Source organism: Nocardioides sp. LHD-245 (assembly GCF_030929495.1).
In the GTDB taxonomy this organism is placed as follows: Bacteria; Actinomycetota; Actinomycetes; order Propionibacteriales; family Nocardioidaceae; genus Nocardioides.
On the sequence record NZ_JAVFWN010000012.1, the window covers coordinates 173,519 to 186,874 of the forward strand.

A 13,356-nucleotide genomic window follows, 5' to 3' on the forward strand; every position below is an offset into this window, starting at 1 on the left:
CCCCAGGTCGGGTCGGTGCGCTACTGACCGGACCGCCTCGCCCGACGAGGCTGGAGTCATGTCAGCCAACGAAGCCGCCGACCGCGCGTCGTACCCGGCACCGCGTCGCTTCGCCGCGGCCCGCCGCCGGCCGTTCACCGTCTCCGGTCTGCTCCTCATCCTGGCGGTGGGGATCGGCACCGGCGCGCTCGCCAGTGGGGCCCTCGACCACGGGTGGGGGCGCGCCCTCGCCTACGGGCCGGGCGCGCTGCAGGCCGGCGACTGGTGGACGCTGTTCACCGGACCGCTGCTGGCCATCGAGCCCTGGTGCTATCTCCCCGTCCTGCTCAGCTTCGGGCTCTGCGTCGGGTACGCCGAGACCCGGCTCGGCACGCTGCGCACCGCTCTGCTGTGGCTGGGCACCCAGGTCGGCAGCGTGCTCGTCGCCAGCGGCCTGATCCTGGCCGCCGGGCCGGCCTCGCTCCGGCAGGCGATGGACGTCGGCCCGTCGGGCGGTGCGCTGGCCGTCGGCGCCGCCATGACCGCCTTCCTGAGCACCGCCCCACGCCGGATCGCCCGCGCCGGGCTGGTCGGCTACGCGGTCGTCTCCCTGCTCGTCGTCGGGCACCTCGCCGACGTCGTCCACCTGGTCGCGGTCGCCGGCGGCCTGCTGATCGGGTCCCTGATCGGGCCCCGGCGCCGTCCGGTGGTCAACCGTGACCGGGCGGTCGCCCACCTGCAGCGCGACGGCGGCGGCTCGATCTCCTGGATGACCACGTGGCCGGGGGTGCGCTACCTCTACGACCCGCGGGGCGAGGGCTACGTCGCCTACCGCCGGCACCTCGGCGTCGCACTGGCCCTCGGCGACCCGATCGGCACCGCCGGGTGGCGCGACCGCGCCCCGGCCGCGTTCGCCACCTTCTGCGCCGACGAGCACCTCATCCCCAGCCACTTCGCGGTCAGCGAGCCGGTCGCCCGGGCCATCGGCGGCCGCAGCCTGCAGGTCGGGGAGGACACCCTGCTCGACCTCCCCGAGCTGGAGTTCCGCGGCAAGCGCTGGCAGGACGTCCGTACGGCGCGCAACCGCGCCGCCCGCGACGGCATCCGCTTCGAGCTGGTCGTGCTCGCCGACGCCGCCCCGCACGTCGTCGCGCAGGTCCGGTCGATCAGCGACGGCTGGCTGCGGCGCCAGCGCACACCCGAGCTGGGCTTCACCCTCGGCGGTGTCGACCACGCGATGGACCCGCGGGTGCGGGTCGCGCTGGCTCTCGACGCCGACGACCGGGTGCACGGGTTCCTCTCCTGGCTGCCCGTCCACGGGAGCGAGGGCCGCATCGACGGCTGGACCCTGGACCTGATGCGACGCCCGGAGGACGGCTTCCGGCCGGTCATCGAGTTCCTCATCGCCGAGTCCTGCCTGGCCTTCAAGGACGAGGGAGCGCGGGTCGTGTCACTGTCGGCGGCTCCGCTGGCCCGCAGCGCGGGGGAGCCCGAGGGCTGGCTGCAGCGCGGTCTGGAGCGCTCGGCGCGGGTGCTCGAGCCGCTGTACGGCTTCGCCTCGCTGCATGCCTTCAAGGCCAAGTTCTCACCGCGCTGCGAGACCCTGCACCTGACCTACCGCTCGCTGGCCGACCTGCCCCGGATCGGCGCGGCCGTGCTGGTCGCCTATCTGGTCACGCCGAAGACCCGCGACGCCGGCGTACCCGTGGCCCGGTCGCTGCCGCCCGTGACGGTCACCGTCGCGGACCGGACGGACGAGCGGGTCGAGGTCGCCGCCTGACCTGCCGGCCGCGTGCGGGCACCCGGCGTCGATCCGTGGCTAACCTCGTACGGTGACGATCGACCTCCACACCCACTCCAGTGTCAGCGACGGCACGGAGTCGCCCGCCGACCTGGTGCGAGCTGCGGCGGCGGCCGGCCTGGAGGTCGTCGCGCTCACCGACCACGACACCACGGCGGGCTGGGACGAGGCGGTCGTCGCGGCGGAGGACACCGGGATCGGGCTGGTCCGGGGGATCGAGGTCAGCACCCGCTACCGCGGCGAGGGGGTGCACCTGCTGGCGTACCTCCCCGACCGGGACGATCCGGCGCTCCGGGCCGAGCTCGACCGGATCGTCGCGGGGCGCGAGGACCGCGTGCCGGCGATGCTCGCCCGGCTGCGGGACCTCGGCATCCCCGTGACGGAAGAGGCGCTGGCCGAGGTCAGCCCCGACAACCAGGTGACCGGCCGGCCGCACGTCGCCGACCTGCTGGTGCGGCTCGGCGCGGTCCACGACCGTGACGAGGCCTTCGCCCGCTACCTCTACGACGGTGGCCCGGCCTTCGTCGACAGGTACGCCGCCGACCTGGTCACCATGCTGGGCCTGGTCACCGGAGCCGGCGGGGTCGCCGTCGTCGCCCACCCGTGGGGCCGCGCCTCCGCGGGGGTGCTCGACGAGGCGGCCTTCACGGACCTGGCCGCTGCCGGGCTCGGCGGCATCGAGGTCGACCACCTCGATCACGATCGGCGGGCCCGGGCCGGGCTGCGGACGATCGCGGGCCGGCTCGGTCTCGTCGTGACCGGCTCGAGCGACCACCACGGCGCCGGGAAGACCGGGCACGACCTCGGGAGCGAGACGACCGACCGCGCCCAGCTGGACCGGATCCTCGAGCGGGCCGCCGCCCTCGGCTCACCGACGGGCCTGGCCGGGGGGAGAGGCCGGTGATCGAGTACGTCCTGCTCGTCGAGGTCTTCGTGACCCTCTTCGTCATCATGGATCCCGTCGGCACCGTCCCGATCTTCCTGTCGCTGACCGCGGGGCGCAGTCCCGCCACCGCCCGCCGCGCCGCCTGGCAGGCCGTGGCGGTGTCCTTCCTGGTGATCACCCTGTTCGCGTTCTTCGGCCAGCAGATCCTCAACTACCTGCACATCTCGCTGCCCGCACTTCAGTGCGCGGGCGGGCTGCTGCTGCTCCTCGTCGCACTCGAGCTGCTGACCGGCAAGGAGGAGGCGATGACCGCGTCCACCGACGCCAACATCGCCCTGGTGCCGCTCGGCACCCCGCTGCTCGCCGGCCCCGGCGCCATCGTCGCCACCATGCTGTTCGTGCAGGACATCGACACCTGGGGCGACGGCGTGGCGGTCGCGCTCGGCGTCATCGGGGTCCACCTCGCCCTGTGGGCCGCGATGCGCTACTCGCTGCCCATCCTCCGCCTGATCCGTGAGGGTGGCGTCCTGCTCGTCACCCGGATCGCGGGCCTCCTGCTCTCGGCCATCGCCGTCCAGCTCGTCGCCGACGCCGTCCGTGCCTTTATCGCCGGCGAGGGCTGACGCTGCGGGCCGTGGTCGAGTCGTCGGTTCTGACCCGTTGAGTCGTCACTTCTGACCCTGCCAGTCGTCCATCTCCTCGCTGGATCCGGACTCAACAGGTCAGATTCGACGGCTCGACAGGTCAGAAGCGGCAACTCAACATCACTTGCGACCGAGGGACTGGAGGCGCTGGAGGAGCGGGCGGGGTGCCAGGCGGCTCGCGGTGACGATGGCCTTGTAGCGCTTCGAGGGGATCGACATCGCGCGGCCGCGGTCGAAGTCGGCGAGGGCGTCGTGGACCAGCCGGTCGGGTTCGAGCCAGAGCAACCGGGGAGCGGAGGTGTCGCGTTCGACACCGAGGCGCTGGTGGAACTCGGTCTTCACGAAGCCCGGGCACAGCGTCATCACGGTGACGCCGCGGCCGGCGTACTCCTGGTGGGCCCAGGCGCTGAACGAGTTCACCCACGCCTTCGCCGCGCTGTAGGTCCCGCGGGGGAGGAAGGCGGCGACGCTCGACACGTTGATCACCCCGCCGCGACCGCGCTCGACCATGCCTCCGAGCGCCGCGTGGGTGAGCCGCAGCACGGCCCGCACCAGGACGTCCTGCTGCGCCTGCTCGACGTCGACCGGGTTGTCCAGGAAGCGCTTCTTGAGACCGAACCCGGCGTTGTTGACCAGGAGGTCGACCGGCGCCGACCGGTCCGCCAGCCGGGCCTCGACCCGGGCCAGCGCGTCGAGGGCGGTGAGGTCGGCGGGGAGCACCTCCACCGCGACGGCGTACGACGACCGGAGTTCCGCGGCGACGGACGCGAGCCGCACCTCGTCGCGGGCCACGAGGACCAGGTCCTGGCCGCGGGCGGCGAGCTGGCGGGCGAACTCCAGGCCGATGCCGGCGGTCGCGCCGGTGACGAGGGCGGTGGGCATGCCGCAAGACTAGGAGCACCCCGGGCCCGGCGCGGGGACGCGCCGCGGGCCATCCGGCATGATGGGGGCGATGAACAGCGTGCCGGCTCCCCCCACGATCCTCGCTGTCGCCAACCAGAAGGGCGGCGTCGCGAAGACCACCAGTGTCGCCTCGATCGGTGCGGCCCTCGCGGAGCGGGGCCAGTCGGTGCTCCTGGTCGACCTCGATCCGCAGGCCTGCCTGACCTTCTCGCTGGGCATCGACCCCGAGGACCTCGAGCTGTCCGTCCATCACGTGCTGACCAAGGGCACCGCGGTCGCCGAGGTGATCCTCGAGACCGACGACGGCGTCGACCTGCTGCCGGCCACGATCGAGCTCGCCCGCGCCGAGGCGGACCTGTTGACCCGCACCGGGCGTGAGCACATCCTGCGCGGCGTGCTGGAGGACCTCCGCGAGAGCGGCCGGAGCTACGACTGGGTGCTGCTCGACTGCCCGCCGTCACTCGGTGTGCTCACCGTCGCCGCGCTCACCGCGGCCGACGGCGTGCTCATCCCGCTGCAGTGCGAGACCCTGTCGCATCGCGGCGTGGGCCAGCTGCTCGACACGGTCCACGACGTGCGCCGCTTCACCAATCGCGATCTCGCCGTGTGGGGCGTCCTGCCCACGTTGTACGACGGTCGCACCAACCACGCGCGCGCCGTACTCGACACGATCGCGGAGACCTACGACCTCGAGGTCGTCGAGCCGCCGATCCCCAAGACGATCAAGTTCGCGGAGGCGCCGGCCGCGGGCCGCTCGATCCTCGCGACCAGTCGCACGAGCAAGGGCGCCGAGGCCTACCGCGAGGTCGCCGCCTCCCTGATCGTCCGCGCGGGGCGCTGAGGCGCCGTGGCGAAGCACGCGGTACGCCGGGGGAGCGGCCGGCATCGTGCCCCGGCCCGGCCCCGCTACGGCCGGATCGCCGCGGTCGTCGCGGCCCTGACGGTGACGGTGGTGGCGCTCGCGGGCGGCTTCGGGCTGGTCCCGACCGGCGGCGGTGGGCCGGCGGCGGCCAGCTCGGTGGCCGGATCGGCGGGCGCCGAGGCGGACCCGGCCTCCGAGCCGGCCGCGGACCCGGCCTCCGATCCGGCGGTGGATCCGCCCGCGGCTCCCGTCACCGGGCAGCTCGCCGACGCGAGCACCCCCATCGCCGCGGAGTCCGACTCCACCAAGCTGCCGGCGGCGTCCGGTTCGGGCCGTCGGGTGGTGTTCAGCGAGGGGCGCCAGCGGGTCTGGCTGGTCGGCGCTACGGGCTCCGTCGAGCGGACCTATCCCGTCTCCGGCAGCGTCTACGACAACCTCGAGCCCGGCAGCTACGCCGTCTACTCCCGCAGCCGCGACGCGATCGGCATCGACGACTCGGGCACGATGGAGTACTTCGTCCGGTTCACCCAGGGCACGCAGGGGGCCGCGATCGGGTTCCACACGATCCCGGTCGACCGCGGCGAGCCGGTGCAGACGATCGCCCAGCTCGGCACCCCGCTCTCCCACGGCTGCATCCGGCAGGACCGGCCCGACGCCGTCGCCCTGTGGGAGTTCGCGCCCATCGGCACCCCGGTCGTCGTCACCGTCTGAGCCTCGCTGAGCCCACCAGCCCCAGACGCCTCGGCAGCCCCAGGTCGGGGCCGGGCACGATTTGCCCTGCTCGGGGGGCTTCTGTCTAGGGTGCCCGGATGCTCGCCCACCTCGGAAAGCACCTCGCCACGACCGTCGCCACGCTGACGGTCCTGACCCTCGCCGTGACCTTCGCGCCCGCGCCGGCCGTCGCGGCACCCTCGAACCCGGAGCCGGCGTCGGTGCCGGACCCGGCCACCTCGCAGAAGGGCGGCGGCTTCGAGATCCGGGCGATGTCCTTCAACATCCTCACCGCCTCGATGGCACCCGGCGGCGCGACCCGGGCGCACCGGGCGGCCACCGAGGTGCAGAGCAACAAGCGCACCGTCGTGGCCTTCCAGGAGGTGCACCAGTCGCAACTGAAGGTGCTGCAGAACCGCCTGCCGCGGTTCAAGTTCTACCCGCGCCGCACCCTCGACAACTTCAGCGGCGCGATCCAGATCGCCTGGCACGCCGGCGAGTACGACGCCCTCGACAAGGGCGAGATCTACCGGCCGTCCATGGGCAGGATGCGGGCGATCCCGTGGGTCAAGCTCAAGCACCGCACGACCAAGCGCGTCGTCTACGTCGTGGCGATCCACAACGCCCCCGGTGGCCTCGAGGCCGAGCGGGACATCTCGACCGTGCGCGAGATCAAGCTCATCAAGCGACTCGGCGCCAAGGGCAAGCCGGTACTGGTCATGGGTGACATGAACGAGCGGGTCGAGTTCTGCCAGCGGGTGGCCAAGGCGACCGACCTGGTCTCGCTCGGCGGCACCAAGCGCAACCCCTGCCCGGTGCCGCCCAAGGCCGGGCCCGACTGGATGCTCGCGACCTGGACCGGCACGAAGTTCAGCGACTACCGCAAGGTCTACAACGGCATCAGCGACCACCCGATGCTGGTCGGCAACGTGTGGGTGGAGCCGCTGCCGCCCAAGGTCTGACGAGCTCGGCGAACACGAGTGAACACGAACGGAGCCCGGGCACAGCCCGGGCTCCGTTCGTCTCTGCTCAGATCCTGGTGAGGTCCCGGTCAGGACCCCGCCGACCCAGCCGTCAGGCCGACGGGGTCGGCGCGGCGTCGGTGGCCGCCGCGGACCCGCCGCCGCTGCCCCGGCGCCGGCGCCGGCGGTTGCGGTTGCCGCCCTCGGCGGGGTCGGCCGCGGTGGCGGCGCTGGTCTGCTCCGCGGCGCCGCCCTCGACGGGCTGGCCGCTCCGGGTGCGGGTGCGGGTCCGGGTGCGCTCGCCGGAACGGCGCTCGCCGGAACGGCGCTCGCCGGAGCGCCCACCCCGCTCGCCCGACCCCGACCGCTCGCCCGAGCGCTCGCCGCGAGGTGCGGGCGGCGCCGGCGGCGCGATGCGGCCCTTGGTGCCGGGGGCGATGCCCTGGTCGTGGAAGAGGTGCTCGGAGGTGGAGTAGGTCTCGATCGGCTCGGGGAAAGGCAGATCCAGGGCGTTGTTGATCATCTTCCAGCGGTGCACGTCGGTCGCGTCGACGAGCGTGATCGCGATGCCCGAGGCACCGGCGCGGCCGGTGCGGCCGATCCGGTGGACGTAGGTCTTGTCGTCCTCGGGGCAGGTGTAGTTGACGACGTGGCTCACGCCCGACACGTCGATGCCGCGGGCGGCGACGTCGGTGGCGACGAGGACCTTGATCTTGTCCTCGCGGAACCTCGTCAGCGCCTTCTCGCGCGCGACCTGGGCCATGTCGCCGTGCAGGGGGCTGGCCTTGAAGCCGCGCTCGACGAGGTCGTCGGCGACGCGCTGGGCCTGCCGCTTGGTGCGGGTGAACACGATCATCTTGTCGGCGTCCTCGGCCTGCAGCAGCCGGCCGATGATCTCCGGCTTGTCGAGGTCGTGGGCCAGGTAGATGAACTGCGCCGTGGCCGGCACCGTCGCGTTCTCGTACGACGACTCGGCGCGGATGTTCATCGGGTGCCGCATGTGCATCCGGGCGAGCGAGACGATCGCCGAGGGCATGGTGGCGGAGAACAGCATGGTCTGCCGGGTCTCCGGGGTCATCCGGAGCAGCTTCTCCACGTCGGGCAGGAAGCCGAGGTCGAGCATCTCGTCGGCCTCGTCGAGGACCAGGGCGTGGACGTGGGACAGGTCGAGGACCCTGCGGTTGGCGAGGTCGATCAGCCGCCCCGGCGTACCGATGACGATGTCGACGCCGGTCTCGAGCGCCTCGATCTGGGGCTCGTAGCCGACGCCGCCGTAGATGGTGAGGACGCGCAGCCCGCGGTCGCGGCTGGCGATCTCGAGGTCGCTGGAGACCTGGAGGGCGAGCTCACGGGTCGGCGCGACGATCAGCGCCTGCGGCTTGCCCTGCGGGATCTCGGCGTAGTCGGGGTCGGACGGCGCGACACTGCGCTGGATCACCGGGATGCCGAAGGCGAGCGTCTTGCCGGTGCCGGTGCGGGCCTGGCCGATCAGGTCGGTGCCCATCAGTGCGACGGAGAGGGTCATCTCCTGGATGGCGAAGGGGTGGGTGATGCCGGCGCGCTCCAGCGCGTCACAGATCAGGGGCATCACGCCGAGGTCGCGGAAGGTGGGGGCCTCCGCGGCGACTGCCCCCGAGTCGGACTCAGCGGGAGCGGACGCAGCGGTGGTGTCGTTGGAAGTCAGTGTTCTGTTCGCTTTCGTGAGTGTCGTCAGCCGGTCGGCAGGCGCCAGATCAATGCGGCTGTTCACACTCAGCCGCGCACATACGTGGGCGGGTGCCCGGGCGGGCCTCGCCGGCCCTGAGGGGTCGGACAGGCTCTCACCGACGTCCAGCGTACAGGCCGGCGGCGACGGGGGACCCATCGCGGGCGGCTCGCTGCCCGACCTGTGGCGGAGAAGCGCCCGGCCCGGCCGAACTTGTAGCCTGCAGCCATGGCTGAATCCGCCGACGTGAGCGCCCCGACCGCCGACGGCGACCCCGCCTATCGCGAGGCCGTGATCGACCTACTGGGGGCCATCGCCTACGGCGAGATCTCGGCGTTCGAGCGGCTCGCCGAGGACGCCAAGCTGGCGCCCACCCTGGCCGACAAGGTCGATCTCGCGACGATGGCGAGCGGCGAGCTGGTCAAGGTGCACGCCCTCCACGACCGGATCCGGGAGCTCGGCGCCGACCCGTTCGCGGCGATGCTCCCGTTCCGGGCGCCGCTGGACGAGTTCCACCGGCACACGGCGCCGGCGGACTGGTACGAGGGCCTGGTCAAGGCGTACGTCGGCGACGGGCTCGCCAACGACTTCTACCGCGAGATCGCGGCCTATCTCGATCCCGAGACCCGCGACCTCGTCGTGTCCTCGATGGAGGAGGGCAGCCACGCGACCTTCGTCGTCGACCGGGTCCGGGCCGCCATCGCGCAGGACGCCCGCCTCGGCGGCCGTCTCGCGCTGTGGGGCCGCCGGCTGATGGGGGAGGCGCTCACCCAGGCCCAGCGGGTCGCCGCCGACCGCGACGCCCTCACCGCGCTCCTCGCCGGCGGCGTCGACCGCCCCGGCCTCGACCTGGCCGCGATGGGCCGGATGTTCACCCGGCTGACCGAGCGCCACATGGCGCGGATGTCCGAGCTCGGGCTGGAGGCCTGACCGGCGCCGACACCCGGCGCCGACACCCGGCGCCGACGACCGGCGCGTGGGACTCGGCCCGGGTCAGTGGCCGATCAGGGTCGCCGCCAGTGCCCCCGCCATCAGCAGCCCGACCGCCCCGAGCACGACCATGCCGCCCGTGAAGCCCGGTGGGGTGCCGCCGGTGCGCATCGCGATCTCCGTGCGGGTCCACCGGTGCCACCCCACGCCGAGCGCCACCGCGGCGACCAGCACCAGGCCCAGCGAGAGCAGCAGCCGCGCGGTGAGCGGGAACTCCAGGGCGGGCGAGCTGACCGCGACCGCACCCGCGACCAGCGCCAGGCAGGTGCGCACCCAGGCCAGGAAGGTTCGCTCGTTGGCGAGCGAGTCGCGCGGCTCGGGGTTCTGCCCGACGTCGTACACGCGGCGCGGCCGCTGCCGGGGCCGGGGTGTCGCCTCGGGGTGATCGGGAGGGGCCACCTACACAGAATCCCACGCCCGGTGGGTGCTGCCCGGAACCACGCCCGTCGCGGTCTAGGCTGACCGCGACGACAGCCCGTCCCCGACTCCAGGAGCAGTACACGTGGCAGCGATCGAAGCCGTCGGAGCCCGCGAGATCCTCGACTCCCGCGGCAACCCCACCGTCGAGGTCGAGATCCTCCTCGATGACGGGTCCTTCGCCCGCGCGGCGGTGCCCAGCGGCGCCTCCACGGGTGCCTTCGAGGCGGTCGAGCTGCGCGACGGCGGCGACCGCTACGTCGGCAAGGGCGTCCACAAGGCCGTCGACGCCGTGATCCAGACGCTCGGACCGGCGATCGAGGGCCTCGACGCCGCCGACCAGCGGCTGATCGACCAGACCCTGCTCGAGGTCGACGGCACGCCCAACAAGGCCCAGGTCGGCGCCAACGCCATCCTCGGCGTCTCGCTCGCGGTCGCGCGCGCCGCGGCCGACTCGGCCGACCTGCCGCTCTACCGCTACGTCGGCGGCCCCAACGCCCACCTGCTGCCGGTGCCGATGATGAACATCCTCAACGGCGGTGCCCACGCGGACACCAACGTCGACATCCAGGAGTTCATGATCGCGCCGATCGGCGCCCCGACCTTCCGCGAGGCGCTGCGCGTCGGCGCGGAGGTCTACCACGCGCTCAAGTCGGTGCTCAAGGACAAGGGCCTGGCCACCGGGGTCGGCGACGAGGGCGGCTTCGCGCCGGACCTGCCGTCCAACCGGGCCGCGCTCGACCTCATCGCCGAGGCGGTCGCCAAGGCCGGCTACGAGCTCGGCAAGGACGTCGCGCTCGCGCTCGACGTCGCGGCCTCGGAGTTCTTCGCGGACGGCGCCTACACCTTCGAGGGCGAGAAGAAGACGGCGGAGCAGATGACCGCCTACTACGCCGACCTCGTCGCGTCCTACCCGATCGTCAGCATCGAGGACCCGCTTGACGAGGACGACTGGGAGGGCTGGAAGGCCATCACCGACGAGCTCGGCACCAAGACCCAGCTCGTGGGCGACGACCTGTTCGTCACCAACGTCGAGCGCCTGCAGCGCGGCATCTCCGGCGGCCAGGCCAACGCGATGCTGGTCAAGGTCAACCAGATCGGCTCGCTGACCGAGACCCTCGACGCCGTCGAGCTCGCGCACCGCAGCGGCTTCCGCAACATGATGAGCCACCGCTCGGGCGAGACCGAGGACACCACGATCGCCGACCTCGCGGTGGCGACCAACTGCGGCCAGATCAAGACCGGCGCCCCGGCGCGGTCCGAGCGGGTCGCGAAGTACAACCAGCTCCTCCGCATCGAGGACGAGCTGGGCGACGCCGCGCGCTACGCCGGCGCCGCCGCCTTCCCCCGCTACCAGGGCTGAGCCCGGGAGACATCCGTCATGGCCGTGACACCGGGCGAGCGACGTACCTCGCGCAAGCCCGGCCGCCCCGCGCGGGGGCGGTCCGGGCCACGCTACGCCGAGCGGCTCAAGACCGAGCGCAAGCAGGCCGCCCGTGAGCGCGAGGCGGCCCTGGTCCGGGCCCGCGCCGAGCACCAGCAGAAGGCCCGGCTCACCAGTCGCGCCGCGGTCCTGGTGCTCGTGCTCGCGGTGCTCGCGGTCTCCTACGCCTCCTCCCTGAGGGCCTACCTCCAGCAGCGCGGCAGCATCACCGCGTTGGAGGCGCAGATCGCCGAGCGCGAGGCGAAGATCGACGACCTCAAGGACGAGAAGAGCCGCTGGGAGGACCCGGCGTACGTCGCCCAGCAGGCGCGTGCCCGGTTCGGGTACGTCGCCCAGGGCGAGACGCCGTTCGTGGTCGTGGACGAGAACGGCAACCCGCTCGACACGGCCGCCGAGCTCGGCGACCCGGCCGAGGTGGCCGACCCGGACGAGCGGACCTGGTACGAGGACGCGTGGGACTCGATGAAGATCGCGGGCAACCCGCCGACGAAGGTGCGCGCCCCCAAGAACGACATCCAGGCGCCCCAGGAGGACCTGTCCGAGTGACCGAGGCCATGACCAGCAGCGACGAGGCGGTCATCGCGGCCCAGCTCGGCCGTCCGCCGCGAGGGGTGCACGCGATCGGGCACCGCTGTCCGTGCGGCAACCCCGACGTGGTCGCCACCCAGCCGCGGCTGCCCAACGGGACGCCGTTCCCGACGACGTACTACCTCACCTGTCCGCGGGTGAACTCCCGGATCGGCACACTCGAGGCGTCGGGGCTGATGAAGCGGATGCAGGAGCGACTCGGCACCGACCCCGAGCTCGCGGCGGCCTACCGGGCGGCGCACGAGGCGTACCTCGCCGACCGGGCGGCCGTCGGCGTCGCGGGTGGCTTCGACGTCCCCGAGATCGAGGGCATCTCCGCGGGCGGCATGCCCGACCGGGTGAAGTGCCTGCACGTGCTGGCCGGCCACGCCCTGGCGGCCGGCCCCGGCGTCAACCCGCTCGGCGACGAGGTGCTGGAGATCCTCGGCGACTGGTGGGCCAAGGGGCCCTGCGTGACACCGGGGGACCCCTCAGGTGCGTGACCCGGTCGCCGCGATCGACTGCGGCACCAACACGATCAAGCTGCTGGTCGGCGACCCCGCGAACGAGCCCGACGAGGTGCGCCGCGAGAGCCGGATGATCCGGCTCGGTCAGGGCGTCGACGCCACCGGACGGCTCGCGCCCGAGGCCCTGGAGCGGGCCTGGGCGGCGCTCGACGAGTACGCCGCGCTCATCCGCGCCGCGGGCGTCGGCGCGGATCGGATCCGGTTCTGCGCGACCTCGGCCACCAGAGACGCCTCGAACGCCGCCGAGTTCACCGCCGGCGTGCGTGCCCGGCTGGGGATCGACCCCGAGGTGCTGTCCGGCGAGGACGAGGCACGGCTGGCCTTCGACGGCGCGGTCCGCGGACTCGCCGCGGTGGCGGTCGAGGTGCGCGAGCCCGCCCTCGTCGTCGACATCGGCGGCGGCTCGACCGAGCTCATCCTCGGCGACCCGGCGAGCGGGCCGAGCGCCGAGCACTCGATGGACATCGGCTCGGTCCGGCTCCACGAGCGCCATGTCCGGCACGACCCGATCACCCCCGACGAGATCGCGGCGGTGGTCGCCGACGTCGACGCAGCCCTTGACGCCTGCCCGATCGATCCCGCGGTGGCCCGGTCCGTGGTCCTCGTCGCCGGCACCAACACCACGCTCGCCGCCGGCACCCTCGGTCTCGCCGCCTACGACCGCGCGCTGATCCACGGCCGGACGCTCGCCGCGGTCGACCTCCGGGCGCAGGCCGGTCGCCTGCTCGCGATGAGCGTCGCCGAGCGTCGCGGGCTCGGCTGGGTGCATCCCGGCCGTGCCGACGTCATCGACGCGGGGGCCCTGATCGTCGACCGGGTGCTCGACCGGCTCGCGGTCGCCACGGTCACCGTCGCGGAGACCGACATCCTCGACGGGATCGCCTGGTCGCTGGTGCGCTGAGCGACGCCGACGGGCGCATCGCCGACCTCACGCGGCTCGTGTTGCCACATCCGGCGT

At 73.2% G+C, this 13,356-nt stretch carries 14 protein-coding genes; 11 read left to right on the forward strand and 3 right to left on the reverse strand.

From position 1 onward, the window contains the following. Positions 1-58 precede the first annotated feature (58 nt). Genes RB608_RS18615 through RB608_RS18625 form a run of 3 tightly spaced genes read left to right on the forward strand, consistent with a single transcriptional unit; the run spans position 59 to position 3,289 of the window. A complete protein-coding gene (locus RB608_RS18615) occupies positions 59-1,759 on the forward strand; it encodes a phosphatidylglycerol lysyltransferase domain-containing protein (protein ID WP_308089542.1) in 1,701 nt (566 codons plus the stop codon). Between the two features lie 52 nt (positions 1,760-1,811). After that, positions 1,812-2,684, forward strand: a complete 873-nt coding sequence (locus RB608_RS18620; protein WP_308089543.1) for a PHP domain-containing protein — start codon at positions 1,812-1,814, stop codon at positions 2,682-2,684. Further along, positions 2,681-3,289 carry a MarC family protein gene (locus RB608_RS18625; RefSeq protein WP_282400506.1) on the forward strand — a complete coding sequence of 203 codons (609 nt, stop codon included), beginning with the start codon at positions 2,681-2,683 and terminating at the stop codon, positions 3,287-3,289. The genes RB608_RS18620 and RB608_RS18625 overlap by 4 nt, the downstream gene beginning before the upstream one ends. Before the next feature lie 141 nt (positions 3,290-3,430). Here the strand turns inward: RB608_RS18625 and RB608_RS18630 are convergent, their stop codons facing one another. Continuing rightward, a complete protein-coding gene (locus RB608_RS18630) occupies positions 3,431-4,192 on the reverse strand; it encodes an SDR family oxidoreductase (RefSeq protein ID WP_308089544.1) in 762 nt (253 codons plus the stop codon). A 70-nt stretch (positions 4,193-4,262) separates the two neighbouring features. Between RB608_RS18630 and RB608_RS18635 the strand changes: the two genes are divergently transcribed. From RB608_RS18635 to RB608_RS18645, 3 genes are all read left to right on the forward strand, one after another. Next, positions 4,263-5,054 carry a ParA family protein gene (locus RB608_RS18635; RefSeq protein WP_308089545.1) on the forward strand — a complete coding sequence of 264 codons (792 nt, stop codon included), beginning with the start codon at positions 4,263-4,265 and terminating at the stop codon, positions 5,052-5,054. Positions 5,055-5,060: 6 nt separating this feature from the next. Then, positions 5,061-5,786: a L,D-transpeptidase gene (locus RB608_RS18640; RefSeq protein WP_308089546.1), complete on the forward strand. Its 726-nt coding sequence runs from the start codon at positions 5,061-5,063 to the stop codon at positions 5,784-5,786. Positions 5,787-5,884: 98 nt separating this feature from the next. Further along, positions 5,885-6,748 carry a hypothetical protein gene (locus RB608_RS18645; protein ID WP_308089547.1) on the forward strand — a complete coding sequence of 288 codons (864 nt, stop codon included), beginning with the start codon at positions 5,885-5,887 and terminating at the stop codon, positions 6,746-6,748. A 112-nt stretch (positions 6,749-6,860) separates the two neighbouring features. Here the strand turns inward: RB608_RS18645 and RB608_RS18650 are convergent, their stop codons facing one another. Next, positions 6,861-8,336: a DEAD/DEAH box helicase gene (locus tag RB608_RS18650; protein ID WP_308089548.1), complete on the reverse strand. Its 1,476-nt coding sequence runs from the start codon at positions 8,334-8,336 to the stop codon at positions 6,861-6,863. A 345-nt stretch (positions 8,337-8,681) separates the two neighbouring features. On the opposite strand from RB608_RS18650, the gene RB608_RS18655 reads away from it, so the two are divergent. Beyond that, on the forward strand, positions 8,682-9,383 hold the full coding sequence (locus RB608_RS18655; protein WP_308089549.1) for a ferritin-like fold-containing protein: 702 nt from the start codon (positions 8,682-8,684) through the stop codon (positions 9,381-9,383). A gap of 63 nt (positions 9,384-9,446) precedes the next feature. On the opposite strand, the gene RB608_RS18660 is transcribed toward RB608_RS18655, so the two are convergent. Then, positions 9,447-9,842 (reverse strand): DUF202 domain-containing protein, encoded by a 396-nt coding sequence (locus tag RB608_RS18660; RefSeq protein ID WP_308089550.1) that lies wholly within the window; start codon positions 9,840-9,842, stop codon positions 9,447-9,449. 103 nt (positions 9,843-9,945) lie between these two features. On the opposite strand from RB608_RS18660, the gene eno reads away from it, so the two are divergent. The 4 genes from eno to RB608_RS18680 are packed head-to-tail and all read left to right on the forward strand — an operon-like array spanning position 9,946 to position 13,299. Continuing rightward, positions 9,946-11,223, forward strand: a complete 1,278-nt coding sequence (eno, locus tag RB608_RS18665; protein WP_308089551.1) for a phosphopyruvate hydratase — start codon at positions 9,946-9,948, stop codon at positions 11,221-11,223. An 18-nt stretch (positions 11,224-11,241) separates the two neighbouring features. Next, the gene (locus tag RB608_RS18670; RefSeq protein WP_308089552.1) at positions 11,242-11,850 is read left to right on the forward strand and encodes a septum formation initiator family protein; all 609 of its coding nucleotides are present in this window, start codon (positions 11,242-11,244) and stop codon (positions 11,848-11,850) included. Next, positions 11,847-12,374: a DUF501 domain-containing protein gene (locus tag RB608_RS18675; RefSeq protein ID WP_392391017.1), complete on the forward strand. Its 528-nt coding sequence runs from the start codon at positions 11,847-11,849 to the stop codon at positions 12,372-12,374. Before RB608_RS18670 ends, RB608_RS18675 begins: the two co-directional genes overlap by 4 nt. Further along, on the forward strand, positions 12,367-13,299 hold the full coding sequence (locus tag RB608_RS18680; RefSeq protein WP_308089553.1) for an exopolyphosphatase: 933 nt from the start codon (positions 12,367-12,369) through the stop codon (positions 13,297-13,299). Before RB608_RS18675 ends, RB608_RS18680 begins: the two co-directional genes overlap by 8 nt. Positions 13,300-13,356 lie beyond the last annotated feature (57 nt).